The sequence below is a fragment of the Candidatus Bathyanammoxibius amoris genome (assembly GCA_024451685.1).
Classification (GTDB): domain Bacteria; phylum Planctomycetota; class Brocadiia; order Brocadiales; family Bathyanammoxibiaceae; genus Bathyanammoxibius; species Bathyanammoxibius amoris.
In genome coordinates this window covers 81,080-99,817 of sequence record JAMXCW010000004.1, presented here as the reverse complement: position 1 = coordinate 99,817, position 18,738 = coordinate 81,080, and the positions used below count along the sequence as shown (strand labels likewise).

The following is an 18,738-nucleotide window of genomic DNA, read 5'->3' as shown; positions in this document are numbered from 1 at the left end:
AAATGGTATGCTAATTGCTCTTCATTGTAGGCGTAGTGTGTGCCAGAAGTTACGGTGTTTTCTGCGATACGAAGGGCCGATAGTTATAGAAGAAAAATGAGGTACTGCCTGCGTGCCCATCAAAATGAGTGAGTCTGAGGTTTGGTGCTGGTATAGCGTGTGGCAGATTCTATGCAGGTGAGACTATCTCAACATAGGTTTGTCTTTTGAGGCGTGAGTTCTGAGGGCCGGATTATTTAATAGTAGTGTTTGTTCGAGAGTTTTGTGGGGCCCACGTTTCACTTTTGTAAGAAGAGGAGGATACCAGCGATGCCGCTCAAGGGCGAGACAGATGCCACTACAACTTTAGACGTAAAAAGTTCAATAGAGGTTCAGCCCACTGAACTAAAGGTGAACCCTGCTGGAAAGGTTACAATTACACTCCCCGCAGTGAAGGTAAAACTGCCGGAAATCAGGATGAAGCTGTGGTTCTTACCCTTCATTCGCTTGAGTGGCATGGAGGTAACTACAGAGCCTGCCAGCCTTCAGATAGACCTGGCAGATACGGTTATGCAGGCAAGTATAGAGCAACCCACCAAGGTTGATATTCTTACAAATGGCGAGGTAAGAGCGCGTGTCAAGCTGGAAGGTTCAGGCAGCATGCAGGGTGGGCCTATGAGCCTGGAGATCCCGGCAGATTAGCCTTTTACCACAGACAAGAGGTCAACTGGGGCCGACAGGGTCTTTGGTCTCGTTGTCGACACTTTGGGGAGTTTGACGCCTCACAGATTGTTCCAGGAGCAGGTGTCGTGCCCTTTTGTCCGGCTTTAGGCGGACATCCCAACAAATACCTGTTTCTGCACACTCCAACCCAATAAGCTTCTCAGTTACATTCTCAGATACCTTTAACCGCACACTCCAACCGCCCTCCATCCCAGGACCATTTCTGAAGTAAAATCCAGGCAAAAAATGTTTCTTTACGCCCTCCTTTTGGGGTAAAATGTCCTGCTTATGCTATATAGGACAATATACCAGACTACTGACATGCCCATAAATGTCAAAGGGCAATGTTCACCACACTTATGACCCTGCCGCTACTGAGGGAGACGTTTTACATCGTCGAGGAATTCCAGACTTTTGAGCGAGAGGCCGACAGGTACGAGACATGAATGTTACTAGCACACCGTTTACGATGGGCAATTACGGGTGGCCGATGGAACCGTTTCCGGACGTTGATCAAGAACCGGAGACCCCTACCCGCGTGGATGAGGTTGAATACACAGCCGAGGGGTTTAATGTTAAGGAGGTTCCGGCTGTGCCGGAACTCTCTGCCCCCGGTCTTGAAGATGTAGAGATGGGGCCGAGAATATGGCACACGGACCCGGCAAACAGCGTCCTGCTGGCGATAGTGATAGTTGTTTGTGCGGCGAAGGCAGGGGAGGAAGCCGCCAGGAGACTGGGAATCCCTCAAGTAGTGGGTGAGCTGGTTATGGGCATAATCCTGGGGAACATGTTCCTGTTTAGTGGATGGGACTTTTTTAACTTTCTCCATGAGATGTCTTTTTTGAAAATCCTGTCGGAGATTGGCATCATAGTACTTCTCCTGGTGGTGGGCATCCACACAGACCTGAGGGCGATGTTGAAGGTGGGGCTTTCTGCATTTCTGGTTGCCCTCGGGGGCATACTGATGCCGGCGGGGCTTGGATTTCTTCTGAGTTATCTGTTGCTTCCCGATGCGTCTATACACACCCGTTTGTTCCTGGCGGCGAGCCTCTGTGCCACCAGCGTGGCAATAAAGCTTAAGGTGTTCCACGAGCTTGGCAGGCTGCACACTACCGAGGCAAAGATAGTGATAGGGGCGGCCGTGATTGACGACGTTATAGTCCTGCTGATACTCGCCGGGATAACCGGTATCGCCCTGACGGGCCAGTTCTCTCCGGAAGGCATAGTCATAACGGGAGTAATTGCCGTTGCCTTCTTAACGGCCCTGGGCGCGATTAGCCTGTTTTATGGGGAGGCCTTCGGACAGATTGTCAGCAGAAAATGTCCGGAAGGTGTCAAGATATTCATCATCGTGGTGGTGTGCCTCGGCCTTGCCTATCTTGCGGAGTCTATCGGGCTTGCGACTATAGTGGGGGCCTTCAGCGCGGGGCTGTTCCTCAGGCACGTGAGGGCAAAGAGCCTGCTGGGTAAGGAGCGCACTATGGAGGAATTGATTCGGCCTGCCTACCTGGTGCTGGTGCCTATCTTCTTTGTACTTGTGGGTGCACAGGTAAATCTGGAAAGTTTCATGGATGTGAACGCCGTGGTGTTAGGGTTGAGTATTACAGTGGTTGCTATCGTGGGAAAATTTTTCACCAGCGTCTGCGTGGTGGAAAAAGGTGTGAATCGTCTGGCAATTGGTATTGCCATGATACCAAGGCTTGAAGTGGCGCTGATAGTAGCGAGTGTAGGGAAGGCGATTGGGGTCTTAGACGATACCTTGTTCTCAGCTATAATAGTCATGGTCGCAATTACGGCCCTGATGAGCCCTCCGCTCTTAAAGCTGGTCTTGACCAGGTCTGAGAAGACTGTGCCTGAGTCCCCTGTTGTGCCCGGTCCTATAAGTAATGAGACCATGAGGGAGCCGCTAAGGTTGCGTTAACCGGACAAGAGTTAGATGTTGGGTTGCGTGGCATGATATACCTCGCTGTGGTTTTTCTGTAGATAGAAAGAAAAGAAAACAATGAATGGCCTGTCATTCCCGGTAGCATTGAGCGGACATAATTTCACTGCCGCGAAGGAGTATGTGGGTGGTGCACCTGGGATGGATATATGGCATTCAGGGCCCATTACAGACTTCTTGCTGGCGATACTAATCCTTGTTGTGGCCGGGGAGAGTGGTAAGCACGTGGCCAGGGCGCTTAAGTTCCCGGTAGTCCTTGGTGAACTGCTTATGGGCATACTGTTGGCGAACGTGTATTTCTTCAGCGGATGGGGGTTTTTTGAGCTCCTGCAGACAACGCCCAGCCTGAAGATACCGGCGGATTTTGGCACCATAATACTTCTGCTGAGTGTCGGCCTGCATACGGACCTCAATAAGATGCTCCGGGCGGGGAGTTCGTCATTCCTTGTCGCTTTGGGAGGTGTAATTGCCCCTGCGGGACTGGGATATCTCGTTGCGTACTTTCTACTACCCGACGCCTCCTTCTCCACCCACATCTTTCTGGCGATAACCCTCAGTGCTACAAGTGTCGGGCTTACGGTAAGGGTGTTTGAGGAGCTGGGTAAGTTACAGAGCAACGAGGCGAGGATAATAATAGGAGCGGCTATAATCGATGACATCCTGGTGCTTATCGTCCTGGGCATTTTTAGCGGCATGATGCTTACCGGCAGCCTGGCCGTACACAGTTTGGCCATATCGGGCGGTATGGCGGTGGGGTTTGTGGGTGTGGTAACGGTGATAGCCCTGAAGTTAAGCAAACCCTTTGGAAACGTTGTGACCAGAAAGTTTTCTGAGCCAATGAAAGTGTTTCTCGTAGTAGTTATATGTCTCCTGCTTGCGTATCTGGCGGAGTCCATCGGGCTTGCTACAATAGTGGGGTCTTTTGGGGCGGGTTTGCTCCTCCGGCACATTCACATGAAGGACCCGGACGGAGACGTGCACGGCCTGGAGGAAATCGTGCGGCCTGCCTATATGGTATTTGTTCCCATCTTCTTTGTATATGTGGGTACGCAGGTGAGGCTGGAGAGCTTTTTGAACTGGCACTCCATACTCATTGGGTTTAGTATTACCGGGGCTGCCATACTGGGCAAGCTTTTCTGCAGTCTCTGCGTGGTGGAAAAGGGTGTAAACCGCCTCGCAATTGGCATCGGCATGATACCAAGAGCCGAGGTGACCGTGACCCTGGCCGGCATCGGGATTACTCTGGGAGTGTTAAGCGAGGACCTGTTTTCGGCTATAATAATGATGGTGGCAATTGTGGCGGTTATGGCACCTCTTTTGCTGAAATTCGTTCTCAGAGAACGATCTTATGCTAAAGTCGCAATGGAAGCGGAGAGGCCACGTTCTAAGGCTTAGGAGACCAGGTGTAAGATGATTACATTCAAGAAGATACTTTGTCCGATTGATTATTCTGATTGCTCGGCAATGGCGCTGAGATACGCGGCGGGTCTGGCGTTGAAGGATTCTGGCAGACTTTATTTGATGCACACGATTGACAAGCGTATATATGACTACGGGGGGCCTATATACGAGGTTCAGCCAAGTCCGGATGAAGAGACCATCGCGCGGCTGAAGGAAAAGCTGGCGGAGAGTGTGCCAAAGGAGATAAGGGGGGATATCGAGATCGAAACGATTGTCTCTGTAGGTATACCCGCTCAAGAAATTGTTAACGCCGCCCATGAGAAGGAAGTGGACATAATAGTAATGGGTACGCATGGAAGGACGGGCGTTGCGCATGTGGTCATGGGCAGCGTAGCGGAGAACGTTACAAGAAAGGCTCTCTGCCCCGTACTAACGGTACGCCTGGCCAAGAAATAGGCGGTCACTTTTTCAGGGTAACGGGATGATTAAATTTAAGAGGATACTGTGCGCGGTTGACAACTCAAAGTGTTCACTGGAGGCATTGGCACATGCAATGCACTATGCCTTAAAGAGTTCGGCGGAACTGTGTATACTCTATGTAATCGATATGCGCCACTTTGACGACTTTCCTCCTTTTGAGTTTCCCGGTCCGGGTTCGCAGACCGTGGTTCGTATCGAGGGAAATCTTGCCCGGAAGATTCCAGATGAAGTAAGGTCGAAGATAAAGGTGGAAACCGTTGTGACCGCCGGCATACCTGTTCAGAAAATATTGAGTGTAGCAAAGGAGAGAAACGTTGACATGATAGTGATGGGAACGCATGGCCGGATGGGTGTGTCACATGCGTTTATGGGCAGTGTGGCCTCCAGCGTATTGAGGAAGGCGAGCTGCCCCGTGCTTACCGTGCGGCTGTCATCTTAGCGAACCCTCGTGATTTACGGGAGATTACCAGATGATAAAGATGAAGACTATACTCTGCCCTATAGACTATTCCAAGGGCTCTTTAACGGCACTGGATTATGCCGTGCATATCGCACTCAGGGAGACCGCGAAGCTCTACCTCATACACGTGATTGACATCCGGTACCTGGAGGGTTATGCCCCGTTGGAGGTTGCCAACCCTGATTCTGAGACCATAAACCGTCTGAAAAAGGAGCTGGACGAGCATGTGCCTGAGGACGCAAGGAAAAAAATTGACGTGGAAAGTATTGTCACGGTAGGTATCCCGGTTCTGGAGATCGTAAATGCCACGAAAGAGAAAGAGGTTGACGTAATAGTAATGGGTACACACGGCAGGACGGGGATAGCGCACGTGATTATGGGTAGTGTAGCGGAGAACGTTGTAAGAAGGGCACCCTGCGCCGTTCTGACGGTGCGCCAGCCGTGACGCTTCTGCAGGAGAAATGATTGGAAGACAACGTTTGAGGCCAGGACGGTTTTTTTAATGAACCAGCAAGATAAAAAAAAGAGGCGCATGAAATGGTGAGTATAAAGAAGATACTTTGCCCGGTAGATTACTCCGAATGCTCTTCGGAGGCAATGAAGTATGCGGCACACATTGCCGCTGTGGAAGATGCCAAGGTCTATCTGATGCACGTAGTAGATGTTCGCAGTTTTGGACATGAGAGCCCCCTTGACCTTGAAATACCCGAACCCACCCCGGAGAACATAGAGCGCATGAGAAAAGAACTTATTGAAGACCTTGTTCATGAGAAGGGAGGAAAAAAGGTAGAGGTAGAAGCCATCGTTGTGATGGGTAAACCTGTCACTGAGATCGTGAATGTTGCCAAGGAACAAGAGATGGATATGATAGTAATGGGTACACATGGCAGAACCGGGATACCCCACATAATTGTCGGCAGTGTGGCGGAGAATTTGGTGAGAAAGGCCCCCTGTCCCGTGTTGACTGTACGTCTTCCCTGAACCGGTCTTTTCACTGGCGGTAGTGACGTTGTTGTAATTGTCCCTCAAGATCAAGAATTAAGTCCTGAGACGACAGGCTGGCATAATTCCATAACCGTAGGAGACAAGCAAGAATGCGTGACATAAAGAAGATACTGTGCCCCGTTGATTATTCTGTCTGTTCACAAGAGGCCTTTAAATATGCCGTACATATAGCACGCACTGAATCGGCAAAGTTGTACCTTATGCATGTCATCGACGTTCGCAGTTTCGGGCATGAGAGCGCGCTAGACTTTAACGTGCCCAAGCCCGGTGATGACGCGATAAAGCATATTAAAGAAGAGCTTAGCAAGAAAGCCGCCGATGAGGTGAAAGGGGTTGACATAGAGACGGTCGTTGTCGTTGGCGTGCCGGTAAATGACATCGTGGACACGGCGAAGGAAAAAGATGTTGACCTGATAGTGCTGGGCACTCATGGCAGAACGGGTATTCCCCATCTTATCATCGGCAGTGTGGCCGAAAACGTGGTGCGCAGGGCCCCCTGTGCGGTGCTTACCGTGCGTCATGCCTGAGCAGACACCCCTGTAACACGGAACAGAAGGCAGATATATGATAAAGGACCCGAAATGCTTGTGCATCGTGTTACTGCCGATGATATTGCTCTCGTCCTGCTGGTTCTCCAGGAATGAAGAGCCGTTGGAAACCCCCACCTTTAACCCCGCGGAAGCGGCCCTGAAACTTCAGAAAGACCCCATTATGGAGCCAGGCGGGGTAGAGAAGCACATGAGCATGGGTAACAAATACTATCTCATGGACAGGCTGGACGACGCCATCAAGGAATACGAACGGGCCCTTGAGTTGAACCCAAATCATATTGAGGCCTGGTATAACCTGGGCATCATATACAGCAGAAAAGGCATGCAGGAGAGAGCAGCTGCGGCCTGGGGAAGAACCCTGGAACTCGACCCGTCCAACGCTGACGCCCTTTCCTGCCTGGGACTCATGTACCTTGAAGAAGGAAAGCCGGACAAGGCCATTTCTTACCTGAGAAGGGCGCTGACGCTCAACCCCCGGAGTGTAATGGCATACTATAATCTCGGCGACGCCTATCTTGCCAGGGGGGAGTTTCGTGATGCCATGGGTTCTTACGGTAAGGCCCTGGACATTAACAGGGATTTTATTGACGCACGTCTGGGCCTGAACAGGAGCCTGGCCGGGCTGGGGAGGGTGGATAAGGCCGTAAAGGACGTTAAGTCCATCGTGGCCGCCCACCCCGAACTGCCGGAGGCCCACTATACCTACGGCCTGCTCCTGGAGAAGCAGGGGTTTAAGGAGGAGGCGGAAAAGGAGTTTCAGGAGGCTGAGAGGTTGACGGAGGCGTTACTCCCGAAACCCGAAGAAGAAGAAGTTGAGAAAGAAGGGGAGGAAAAGGAGATTGTGGAGGAGGTGGTGGAAGAAACCACGGTAACCGAGAAGGGCGGGGTTGTGGAGAAGAAGGAGATTGAAGGAAAGGTAGAACTCGAAGAGAAGTCCATGGCCGCGGGGAAGGAAGAGGTAGTGGAGAAAGGCGAGATTGTAGAGAAGCAAGAGATTACAAAGAAAAAGGGGGCCAAAGAAGAAATCGAGGCGCAGGAACAAGAAGAGGTCGTAGAGAGAAGCGCGGTCTTATACAGAGGCAAGATCGTTGAAGAAGGCGAGGTTAAGGAAGAAGGCGTTTTGACGGAAGAGGCGGTGGAGTAACAAGATAAAAGCGAAAGGTTTCATGTGGAGTCTTTCCTGGTAGTGTACAAGTGCCCCTGCGGGACCACCAGAGGTCTCAAGTACCGGGACCGCTGAGGTTGTTTCTTACGGACCATGCCGGGTCTAATCCAATAAATCTCATGGTGTGTAATAGTCCTACCCGTTTGACATTATCGTGTCAGCATAAATTTTGTGCCGATAAGTTAAGGAGTCTATTTGACAGTGTTGAGACGAATATGTTATATTCTGCCTTTCCATTAAGGAGGAGGGATTAGAATGAAACCTAAGTTGTTGTCATTTGTTGGCTTGTCTCTTGCTTTTGCACTGTTTTCGTATAGTTATCCCGTTTCTGCGGCAGAAACCCTTCCGGGTGGAACCCTGGGCGCTACCAAGGAAGAGGTGCGGGCAAAAATGGGCGAGCCATCACATTATTACATCGATGAAAATCATTCCAGAAGGTACTGGTTCTTTCCAGTGGAGGATATAGACAACGTGCGGCCGCAGTTATGGTCCCGCCCGGACATACCCATAGATGACGTCTTTCCCGTAGAAAAAGACGGTAAGAAGTTTTTGTTCAGGGTGCACTATGAATGGGATAAAAGCCAGGAATCACAACCGGTATTGAGGGTGGCGAAGTGCTGGGCTTATTTTAAAGATACACCGGTTACGCTCTCGGAGCTACCCAACCTGGTACCCGAGTTCAACGTCGCCACCGCGCCCGGTGTCTCAGTGCACCAGCAGGAACTGGTCCCCACCGGTGAAGTTGCCGTGACATTCATGATACCGGAGAGTTCCACACTGGCCAGGGCCATAAGCAGCGGTTTTCAACCGACTGTGGACGATTATGAGTGGTCGCCCAGTTTCCAGGCCGTACTGCGAAAGGGAGAGTCGGAAAACGTCACCCTTGACAGCAAGGTCGGCACGCTGGTGATTACGGTGGAGAGCCGGGAAAGAATGGACAAGTTGGGCAAGGTGTTTACGATAAAGGACATTACCAGCCCGTTTTCTTCTTAACCGTGTTTGTTGCAGGGCCGGCAGCCGTAAGCGTCTCATCCGGGAGTGCTTCTGCTCAGCGCCCGGAAGTCATTCTCCCTGCCGATGAAGGCCCTGACCACGTCGGGGCAGAACTGCTTGCCCGACTCCTGGAGGATTATGGCGCGGGCCTGCTCATGTGTCCTCGATTTACTGTACGGCCTTTCTGAAACAATGGCGTCGTAGGTGTCGGCAAGTGTGACAATCCGGGCCGAAAGCGGTATATCTTCTCCTTTCAGACCGTCCGGGTAACCCTTCCCGTCGTACCTCTCGTGGTGATGCCGGCATATCTCCCTTGCCATCTTAAAGTACTCCGGCCCTGCGAGCACCTCGTCACCCGTAACGGTATGGGTCTTTATAATCGCAAACTCTTCCGGGTCGAGGCGTCCGGGTTTTAAGAGCACCGAGTCGGGTATCCCGACCTTGCCTATGTCGTGCAGCATGCTGGCGTCGGGCAGGGATTTTATGAACTGGTCATCAATGATACCGCTGTATTTGGGCTGTTTCCTCAGCTCATCGGCCAGAACTTGGCAGTAGCCTCTGATCCTGATCAGGTGGTGGCCAGTCTCCAGGTCTCTTTTCTCGGCCAGTTCCGCCAATTTTGCCATCGCGATTACGCGCCGTTCCTCAAGCTCTATCTCGGCCTTCTTAATATCGGTGATGTCGTGCAGTATCTGCACAGAACCCTGGAATGTGCCATCGTTGCCGACCATGGGGTATATGCTTGCCAGAAATGTCTTGTCCTTTTCACGGTCACACACCTCTCGGCTCAATGGTTCCAGACCTTCCAGGGCGTCCCGGGCCAGTTGCTCGAAGCCGGAGAGCTTGCCCACTACGTCATGCCATTTCATGTTAATCAGTTCGTTCAGGTCAATGCCGAGTATCCTGGACGCACCCCGGTTGACCCTGATTATTTTGTGATTGGCATCGCAGCTTAATATGGCGTCATGGATGGAGTCAAAGGTGTTTTCCCACTCAATCTTCGCCTTCTCGACGACAGAAAAGAGCCTTTCCCTTTCTTCGTTAGATGTCTTTAGCGAATGCGTCATAGTGTTGAACGAATCAGAGAGCGTTCGCAGCTCATCCTTTCTTTTCAGCGATATTTTGTAATCCAAATCTCCCGTTGCAATCCTTTCCGTCCCGAGTATAAGCTCTTTGATAGATTTGTTTATGCCGCGGGAGATTGCGAAGGACAGGCCGAATATGAGTAGTAGTGAGAAACCGGCAATACCTCCAAACATATACCCAAGTCTCCTCAGGGGCGCAAGTATCTCATGCGCGTTTATCTCTGTAGTCACAGCCCAATCTGTTTCACTTACGAGCAGCGTGGCACCCAGCACCTCGGTGCCCAGGTAGTTCTTGTATTCTCCGACCGATTCCGTCCCCGTCTCGAATACGCGAAATACGTTCTTGGTATCAATATGCTGGCTGCTCGTTTCCTGACCTGGAGGGGAGGAGTAGGCTAATAGCCATCCATCTTTATTCGTAATATAGGCCGTGGCCAACAATTCGGTGTTTGTCGTGTCTGTAAATGTCGCGACGCTGGGTTTAGTGATAATTTGAAGGGAGTTTAACTTGACCTTCATCACTAGGACGCCTACAGGCAACTGGTAGTCCATGTCTTTAAGTATATGAGAAAATACCAGATGAAACCGGCCCGGGACGGCTTGTGATTCGACCTCCCCCGCGAACTTGCCGCCTGTTTCCTCAAGATTGATAAAAGGTTTCCTGAAATAAGCCATCCTTGAGAGGTTCTCGCCTACCTCCACGTCGTTAGAGGACGCGATGACTATTCCGCTTTCATCAAGTATGAAGACCTCAGATATATCGCGGTAAAGATCCTTCTTGCTTATGCGCAGGTGTTTATTTAACTGTTTAACTATGTCAGACTTATTACCCGTACCGCTGGTAATTTCCAGGACTGCGTCTTTAATGAAGCCGTCTGAACAGAAGGCTTCAGCCGTCCAGAGCCACGCATTAAGGAAGGTTTGAGTGTGGTCACGATATTTATGGGCATCATGCTGAAGATCATCAAATGCCGTACCCTTAATGTGGAGTCGAAGGTCTATGTAGGTGGTGACACCTACGGCCGTAAGCGGGAGGAGGGCTACCAGCAAGAACCAGAGAAAGGTGTTTCTGCCGAAGCGGGTGATGCCCTTCATGTTCGCATGCCCCAGTTAGGTCCTTTTGCCTGTGTAAACCTTTGTGGTGTTCCTGACCAGCATGTGAGATATGGCATTTTCAGAGACGGCACATCTGATGAAGAGTTGGCGTCCCTCAGAATTGTCCGGCTACCGGTATGGTTATGCTTATGCCTCCGCGGAGTTCTCCCTCCTTGTAACCGGTGGACATGTCGTTGGGATAATGGGTGTCCAGATACTCACGAAGGTCTTCGCTAATCTCTTTCCTTGGGCCATGACATCGCAGGCAGGTCTTGGTGATGTATATGGGCTTGATAAAGCGGTAGACCTCCTCCCCGTGGCGTGTAGTAAACTCCGTATGGGCCGTCCCTTTCGGGTAGTTTAAGACATCGAACATCTCAAGGGACTTTTCTTCCCACTTGTCCGGAGCGTTCTTGGGGTTCCGTACCATCCGGCTTGTCTGCTTTATGATGATGCCTGTCCTCGGATAGAAGTCATTACATATCTTGGTGACTACGAGGTCAGGAGTAAGACCCTTGAAGTCGTAGTGTCCCTCAGAACAAGAATTTATCAGAACCTGATTCACTGCAACAACATAACGCATAGACTCCAGCAATTCTGTTAGCTCGTTGGCGAGATTGTATAGCGCCGCCTCTTTTGTCACTGTTTTTGGTGCTGTACCCAACGTTGAGTGACGAATCTCCTCCTCACCGAGGGCTGCGGGCACTATTTCAATAAGAAAGATAGCGGACAGAATGGTAATTATGAGTTTCATGGCAATCGTACCCTGTCAATTCTATAAAGAGGTACCGTGATTTTACCTGAGAGCGTTCTGCCTTGCCTGCACTATTGCCTCTATAGAAAAGTTACCATAAAGCCCTCAATAAAAGCAAGTCCGTATCGGGCGATGGGGGTGTCAAAAGATAAACGCTTGTTACCATGAATGTGGAGACGGCGACTGCTTTCTCCGCGGCAGAGAAGATGGATACATACGATAATCCGGGTCTGGCTTTCAATGCGCCACGTAGGGGCATAACGCTTTGCTCTTGTGGGATTTAGCGAAACACCCAGGAAGGGTTTTTTAGGGAAAACATAAGGTAAAGGGGGTTTCCGCCGGGCCAAAATGGCAGGCTCACGCCTTGAGCAACGTATCCTTACTATATTGACAACAGCTGTGATAAGTTATATTGTAATGAATTACCCTGGCTATGAGAAACTGGGGTTGTTGCCGGAGTGGCGCAGGGACGACCCTTACGGCTGTCCCTCCCGCAGATACAACTTCCTCGTTTACGCTGCGGGGAAGAACCTTGTCCATACAAAAATTCCTGTAGCCACGGGGTGCCGCGCCGGCCGGACGACCGGACAACGGACAAAAAGAACGAACGTCTGGTTAAAAGACCAAATTAGATAAACACAAATAATGCCGCACATATCATACAAAATCATGGGCTTGGAGTGTTTGAGGCTCTTCTCCTTTATAAAGCCCTACTGGAAGACGGCCGTGGTCGCCCTTGCGTTTATGGTGCTTTATACGATTGCTGCCGGGGCACAGCTGGCGCTCATAAAACCGGTCCTTGACAAGTTTTCGGAGAAAGAGACACGTGTCGTCTCGCCCGTGGCAGAAGGCACACAAACCGGGGCGCAGAATAGCGCTGTCTGGAGCTTGGAGAAAGACCTTAAAAAAGGCCTTCAGGACGTTACTCAGGTAAAGGAGCTCAGGGCCTGGGTTAGGACGATGACCAGCTCCTTCGTAAATATCGGCATACTGGCCATTATCCTGGCACCCATAATCTTCCTGTCCAATTACTTCCAAAACTATTTGAAACATTTCGTGATATGGAGGGTGTATGTCGACATAAGCAACCGTATGTGTGAGAGACTGCTTTCTCAATCGCTAAGTTTCTTTGACAACAGAAAAAGCGGTGAACTTCTCTCCAGGGTGGTAAACGACCTCCAGGTGACACAGCAGGGCCTCATAGTGCTTTTTGGCGACGTTGTGCTCCAACCTATGCGTTTTCTCTGCGGTCTCGGACTGGCTTTATACTTTAGCTGGAAATTGTTCCTGCTGGCCATTATAGCCCTGCCGTTCTTCCTGCTGCCCATCTTAATCTTTGGCAAGAAGGTAAGGAAACATGGTGAGGCTACCCTGGTGCGCATGGCCCAGCTTACCGAGGCATTGAGAGAGATGCTTGCGGGAGTCCGCATAGTCAAGTCATACAAGATGGAACGTGAGGAGAGCCGTGAATTCCAGAGGATTAACGATGAATTTTTCCGGAATAGGATGCGGGTAAGTAAGGCGGCCATACTTAACGAGAGCACCAACCAGGCAATGTATGCCGTAGGGCTGGGCATGATGGTGATAATAGGGGGTTATGTGATGACAGCGGGCGGCGTGGGTCTGGGAGAACTTGGGGGGTTCATAGCCGCAAGTACACTCACCTTCAAGTCCACCAAGCTTCTCTCCCGGAGCTATTCAAGGCTCCAGGAGTCCCTGGCGGGGGCCGGACGGGTCTTCGAGCTGCTCGACCACGAGCCACAGATAAAGGACCACCCACAGGCCGTACCGCTCAACGGCGTGGAGAAGGAGATTGCCTTCAAAAACGTTGACTTCGCATACGATGACATAAAGGTGCTTTCCAACATAAACCTTACGGTGAAGAAAGGCCAGGCAGTGGCCATTGCAGGGGAGAGTGGTTCCGGCAAGAGCACGTTCCTGAATCTCATACCACGTTTCTACGAAAGCAGCCGCGGCACCGTGGAGATTGACGGGCAGGATGTGCGGTTCTTAAGGAGCGATTCCCTCCTGAATAACATTGCCATTGTTACACAGCAAACCTTTCTGTTTAACAGGAGCGTCGCAGACAACATCCGCTACGGTAAGAGGAATGCGAGTATGGCGGAGGTGGAGGCGGCGGCAAGGGCCGCATATATACATGACTTCATCAGCATGCTGCCAAAGGGTTATGACACAGAGGTAGGTGAGTTGGGAGTCAGGATGTCAGGAGGGCAGCGGCAGCGAATCGCTATAGCCAGGGCAATACTCAAGAACGCGCCTATCCTCATACTGGATGAGGCCACCAGCGCCCTCGACTCTGAATCAGAGAAGATTGTACAGGATGCCCTGGGCAACCTCATGAAAGGGAAGACCACCTTTGTGGTCGCCCACCGTCTATCCACGGTAAGAAATTGCGACAAGATAGTGGTACTTAACGAGGGCCGCGTAGTAGAGATGGGGACGCACGATGAACTTGTACAAAAGAGAGGCGAGTACTGGAGGCTCTATCAAATGCAAATAGAAGGATATGTCACACCCGACGGTAAAGGGTAACGGTGTATTCCCAAAATCTGTCGAGACGTGACTGACAGATTTAGCGGTTTTTGCAGGGCGAAAACGCCTGCGCCAGGGATTAAAGATGTTAATACGTGATGTTTAGTAAAGGCCTCACAATCCAGACACACCAAGAAGGACTCTGCCCCGACACGATGCCGAAACCACGAATGCCCAACCACAAAAGTAGCAGGGGAAAATCCATCATAGCACGGGGTATCCGTGTGCATAACCTGAAGAACATAGACGTGGAAATACCCCTGAGGAAGTTTGTGGTGGTCTCGGGTGTTTCCGGCTCGGGAAAGTCCAGCCTGGTCTTTGACACCCTGTTTGCCGAGGGTCAGCGGCGATATGTGGAGACGTTCTCCACTTATGCCAGACAGTTTCTGGACAGGATGGACAAGCCGGACGTCGACCACATCGAAGGCATCCCGCCCGCCATAGCCATCCAGCAGAAGAACCCCGTAAAAAGCCGGCGAAGCACGGTTGGTACCGCTACTGAGCTGAATGACTACCTCCGGCTACTGTTTGCCCGCATTGGGAAGACCTGCTGCGAGGGCTGCGGCCGCATGGTAGAAAGTAATTCAGTAGAACAGGTCGTTGAAAAGGTCCTGTCTCTCGACCGGGGCACCCGGTTCCTGGTTACCTTTCCTCTCACCGTCAGCCCCAGGCTCTCCAGTAAAAAGCAGACCGCCCTTCTTAAAGAGCAGGGCCTGGTGAGACTCTGGTCTGACGGCCGGCTGGTTGACCTTGTAGAGGAGCCAGGGTTTAATCTCCGCCGCGCCGGGAGCGTGCAGGGGGTGGTGGACAGACTGGTGGTGAAAACGGAGATAAGAGAGCGCCTCGCGGATGCCCTGGAAACGGCTTTCCGGCTGGGTGCGGGACATCTCAGAATATGCCTTTTGGACATGGGACAAGGACAAGAACTAAGGTTCTGCAACCGTTTTTATTGTGATTACTGTGGGATTGAATACCCTAAACCCACACCCAACCTCTTTTCCTTTAACAGTCCCATAGGGGCATGTCCCAGGTGTCAGGGCTTCGGTAACACCATTGAAATAGATATGGACCTTGTCGTGCCGGACAGGGAGAAGTCCATCCGTGAATGCGCCATACAGCCCTGGAGCACGCCCGCCTATTGCCATCTAAACGAAGAATTGGAGTGCGCCGCTCCCGATTACAACATCCCGCTTGATGTCCCGTTCCATAAGCTGACGGCTGAACAGGTGGAGCTTATTATGGATGGCACACCGAAGTTTTGTGGCATTCGGGAGTTCTTCGGTTGGCTCGAACGCAAGAAGTATAAGATGTACGTCAGGGTTTTCCTGAGCAAGTACAGAAGTTATGTTATATGCCTCGACTGCAATGGTACAAGGCTCAACCCCAAGGCCCGGAACGTGAAGATAAACGGGGCCACTATGGGTGACGTTTGCGCCCTGACGGTAGAGCGGTCCCGTGACTTCTTCCGGGACATAAAGCTTACCGATTACGAGGAAGAGGTGGCGAAGCTTATTCTCCATGAGATAAGAAAAAGGCTTGATTACATGGTCAGGATAGGTCTTGGGTACCTTACGCTTGACCGTCTTACGAGGACGCTTTCCGGAGGTGAGGCCCAGAGGGTAAATATAACAACGTCCCTGGGGTCCGCTCTCGTTAACGTGTTGTATATACTGGATGAGCCGAGTATCGGTCTTCATCCGAAAGATACCAGGAGATTGATAACCACACTCAAGAGCCTGAGGGACCTGGGCAACACCATAGTAGTGGTGGAGCACGACAGGGACATCATAAACTCAGCAGACCAGTTGATAGACCTGGGGCCGGGGGCTGGAGAGAAGGGTGGACATGTCGTTTATCAGGGTCCGATTGAGAAACTCACGAAGAGGAACGGTTCACTTACGGGCGACTACCTCCTCGGCAGAAGGACCATCGACGTCCCTGCCGTCAGGAAGAGGCCTGCTGGCGGGGCTTTAGTCCTGAAGGGCGCAAGCCAGAACAACCTGAAAAACATAGACGTAACGTTTCCGTTAAACATGTTTGTCTGTGTGACGGGTGTGTCCGGTTCTGGAAAGAGCACGCTGCTGGAAGACACGCTGTATGCCGCCTTAAGAAAGAAGTTTGGTGGGTATCGTGGAACGGTAGGGAAGCATCAAGATGTCGTCGGCATAGAAAATATTAGTGATGTGATGTTAGTAGACCAGTCGCCGATAGGACGAACTCCCAGGTCAAACCCCATTACGTATATGAAGACGTTTGACGAGATACGTAAACTCTTTGCGTCGACAAGAGAGGCCAGGATAAGGAATTTAACGCCGAGCGCGTTTTCCTTCAATGTTGCCGGCGGCAGGTGCGACAACTGTCAGGGGGAGGGGTACCGCAAGGTGGACATGCAGTTTCTTGCCGACGTCTTTGTTACCTGTGAAAAATGCCGTGGCAGACGGTTTAGAAGGGACGTGTTAGACATAAAGTACAGGGAGAAGAACATACATGATGTTCTCGAATTGACGGTTGAGGAGGCCAAGAAATTTTTTGAAGGTTCGTCCGCTACGGTCAATGCCCTGCGATGCCTGGAGGACACTGGACTGGGGTACCTTCACCTCGGCCAGCCCGCAACTACTCTTTCGGGGGGAGAGGCACAGAGGCTGAAACTGGCCAGCTTCCTGGCACAAAGAGGCCGGGAGGACGTACTCTTTCTCTTTGATGAGCCTACTACCGGCCTGCACTTTGACGATATAAGGAAGTTGCTTGACTGCTTTCAGAGGCTGATTTGTGAGGGCCATTCGGTAATCGTTATAGAGCACAATCTCGATATCGTTAAGTGTGCCGATCACATCATAGACCTTGGCCCTGAAGGTGGAGAGAAAGGAGGCCACATAGTTGGTACAGGCACGCCGGAAAAGATTGCCCGGATGAGGGATTCCTACACCGGTAAGTACCTGAGAGAATACTTGAAAAAATGAGGGAGACTTCGTAAAAGCTGGCAGAATTCCCCACCCCACCGCAATACACATACATATATTTTTTACACTAAGCTGGCAAGCGGGCTGTCGTGTGTGCAAATATCACCAAAAAAGTCAGTGTTTACTTAAAGAATATTTTCAGTAAAACGTGATTTTCGTTGAACTTATGATGCAGGATAATACAATAATTAAATTAAGTTTGAAGAAAGTAGCAAAAAGCTAAATAATATTTATAGGGGCCAGCCACTGGCGCATCAAAGAGTGAAGCACCTTAGATGATAGGAGTTTATTGAGCTATGGCGATAACGATAACAGAAAAACTGAGACATCTCAGAGCGGAGAAGGGTTGGAACAGGTCTGAGACGGCACGACAGTCCGAAATACCCATCTCCACTTATCAGGCATACGAGAAATTGAACAGGAAACCAAAGGGCGAATCGGCTATAAAAATATCGAGGGCCTTTGGCGTAACGGTGGATTATCTGCTAGATGATAGCAAAGGCTACCCTCCCGGACCCCTTGACAGGGTTCACTACAGTAAGCCCAGGAAGATGATGTCTGATACGGGTGAAGCTATCGACCTGGCATCACTCACGGAGGATTTCAGGAAATACTTCCAGACAAACCCCGAGAAGCTCATGGGTTTCACACAAAAAGACGTTGATGAACTTTCCTCTATAAGAGGTTACGGCGGTTCTCCTGTAGACCCGGAGTACTGGGTTAACAGGCATATAGAGGAAAACGACGCCGTGGAGAAATGTAAGCGTATCCTCATTGGCCCAAACCGTCCGCTGCTTTTATCCCTCCTTGACTCCATAGATAAAGGCCAGTAAAATAGCGTTTTTCCACTCGCTTTCCCTAAATGTGTAGGCCCTGAATGAGCATGGTCGAGCTTACAGAATGGCCTGACATCGTCGAGATGGTGGAAGACAAAGCTAGGACGCTACTTTCAAGACTCAATGTCAAAGGCCCCCCTGTCGACGCCTTTGCCCTGGCAAAGGCGCTTGGCATCTCTGTGCATATAGACCGCGAACTCGGCACCAGAGGCTATAGCAGGAGCAGGTGGGGCATAGGCGTAATTATGCTGGGCAGTAATAACCCCGGGATGTCGGTCAGGAAGCATTTCACCGTAGCCCACGAGATAGGCGAGATGATGCTGGCAGGTAAGGTTGGACAGGGCTACGTCGAGGATGCAAGTAATCATATGGCCGTCTCGCTGCTGCTGCCCGGGGACTGGTTCCACAGAGACGCCGAGGCCACGGAATTTGATCTTACCGCATTGAAGAATCTCTATTCTACCGCAAGCAACGAAATTATTGCATACCGCATGGTGGACTTCAAACCCCTTATAATAACTATCTTCGATAACGGTAAGCTTTACAGGAGAAAGAGTTCTTATGCAACACGTGCAAAAAAGGTATTCCCTCTGGAAACAAAGTGCATGAAGGCCGTCAACGACAGGGCCGAGCAGGTGATGCTAAAGGATGACGGGGTGAGTGTTACAGGCTGGCCGATATTTAAGGACGGTTGGAAACGCGTAATAACAAAGACAGAAATTGAAGACTTTCAATAATCCTTCTTGAAGTCATGCT

The 18,738-nt window shown here is 50.9% G+C and carries 16 protein-coding genes; 14 read left to right on the top strand and 2 right to left on the bottom strand.

All coding sequences use genetic code 11. The features are described from left to right. The first annotated feature begins 309 nt into the window (after window positions 1–309). From NOU37_03970 to NOU37_03925, 10 genes are all read left to right on the top strand, one after another. Entirely contained in the window at window positions 310–681 is a 372-nt protein-coding gene (locus NOU37_03970; protein ID MCQ4574390.1) for a hypothetical protein, read from the top strand. A 463-nt stretch (window positions 682–1,144) separates the two neighbouring features. Next, window positions 1,145–2,623 (top strand): cation:proton antiporter, encoded by a 1,479-nt coding sequence (locus NOU37_03965; GenBank protein MCQ4574389.1) that lies wholly within the window; start codon window positions 1,145–1,147, stop codon window positions 2,621–2,623. 81 nt (window positions 2,624–2,704) lie between these two features. Then, window positions 2,705–4,039, top strand: coding sequence for a cation:proton antiporter (locus NOU37_03960; GenBank protein ID MCQ4574388.1), 1,335 nt, complete (start codon window positions 2,705–2,707; stop codon window positions 4,037–4,039). Window positions 4,040–4,054: 15 nt separating this feature from the next. Next, window positions 4,055–4,501: a universal stress protein gene (locus NOU37_03955; GenBank protein ID MCQ4574387.1), complete on the top strand. Its 447-nt coding sequence runs from the start codon at window positions 4,055–4,057 to the stop codon at window positions 4,499–4,501. 25 nt (window positions 4,502–4,526) lie between these two features. Continuing rightward, on the top strand, window positions 4,527–4,964 hold the full coding sequence (locus NOU37_03950) for a universal stress protein (GenBank protein ID MCQ4574386.1): 438 nt from the start codon (window positions 4,527–4,529) through the stop codon (window positions 4,962–4,964). Between the two features lie 31 nt (window positions 4,965–4,995). Continuing rightward, window positions 4,996–5,430, top strand: coding sequence for a universal stress protein (locus tag NOU37_03945; GenBank protein MCQ4574385.1), 435 nt, complete (start codon window positions 4,996–4,998; stop codon window positions 5,428–5,430). A 92-nt stretch (window positions 5,431–5,522) separates the two neighbouring features. Further along, a complete protein-coding gene (locus tag NOU37_03940; GenBank protein MCQ4574384.1) occupies window positions 5,523–5,966 on the top strand; it encodes a universal stress protein in 444 nt (147 codons plus the stop codon). Between the two features lie 113 nt (window positions 5,967–6,079). Beyond that, window positions 6,080–6,517 (top strand): universal stress protein, encoded by a 438-nt coding sequence (locus NOU37_03935; GenBank protein ID MCQ4574383.1) that lies wholly within the window; start codon window positions 6,080–6,082, stop codon window positions 6,515–6,517. 37 nt (window positions 6,518–6,554) lie between these two features. Beyond that, on the top strand, window positions 6,555–7,685 hold the full coding sequence (locus NOU37_03930; GenBank protein ID MCQ4574382.1) for a tetratricopeptide repeat protein: 1,131 nt from the start codon (window positions 6,555–6,557) through the stop codon (window positions 7,683–7,685). 276 nt (window positions 7,686–7,961) lie between these two features. Further along, window positions 7,962–8,699, top strand: a complete 738-nt coding sequence (locus NOU37_03925) for a hypothetical protein (GenBank protein MCQ4574381.1) — start codon at window positions 7,962–7,964, stop codon at window positions 8,697–8,699. 35 nt (window positions 8,700–8,734) lie between these two features. On the opposite strand, the gene NOU37_03920 is transcribed toward NOU37_03925, so the two are convergent. After that, entirely contained in the window at window positions 8,735–10,879 is a 2,145-nt protein-coding gene (locus NOU37_03920; GenBank protein MCQ4574380.1) for an HD domain-containing protein, read from the bottom strand. Between the two features lie 115 nt (window positions 10,880–10,994). Then, window positions 10,995–11,633, bottom strand: coding sequence for a DUF3365 domain-containing protein (locus NOU37_03915; protein ID MCQ4574379.1), 639 nt, complete (start codon window positions 11,631–11,633; stop codon window positions 10,995–10,997). A 645-nt stretch (window positions 11,634–12,278) separates the two neighbouring features. On the opposite strand from NOU37_03915, the gene NOU37_03910 reads away from it, so the two are divergent. From NOU37_03910 to NOU37_03895, 4 genes are all read left to right on the top strand, one after another. Further along, entirely contained in the window at window positions 12,279–14,186 is a 1,908-nt protein-coding gene (locus NOU37_03910; GenBank protein MCQ4574378.1) for an ABC transporter ATP-binding protein/permease, read from the top strand. Window positions 14,187–14,341: 155 nt separating this feature from the next. Beyond that, window positions 14,342–17,146: an excinuclease ABC subunit UvrA gene (gene uvrA, locus NOU37_03905; GenBank protein MCQ4574377.1), complete on the top strand. Its 2,805-nt coding sequence runs from the start codon at window positions 14,342–14,344 to the stop codon at window positions 17,144–17,146. Window positions 17,147–17,442: 296 nt separating this feature from the next. After that, window positions 17,443–17,979, top strand: coding sequence for a helix-turn-helix domain-containing protein (locus NOU37_03900; protein MCQ4574376.1), 537 nt, complete (start codon window positions 17,443–17,445; stop codon window positions 17,977–17,979). 44 nt (window positions 17,980–18,023) lie between these two features. After that, complete coding sequence (locus NOU37_03895) at window positions 18,024–18,719, top strand: ImmA/IrrE family metallo-endopeptidase (protein MCQ4574375.1); 696 nt, start codon at window positions 18,024–18,026, stop codon at window positions 18,717–18,719. The last annotated feature ends 19 nt before the right edge of the window (window positions 18,720–18,738 follow it).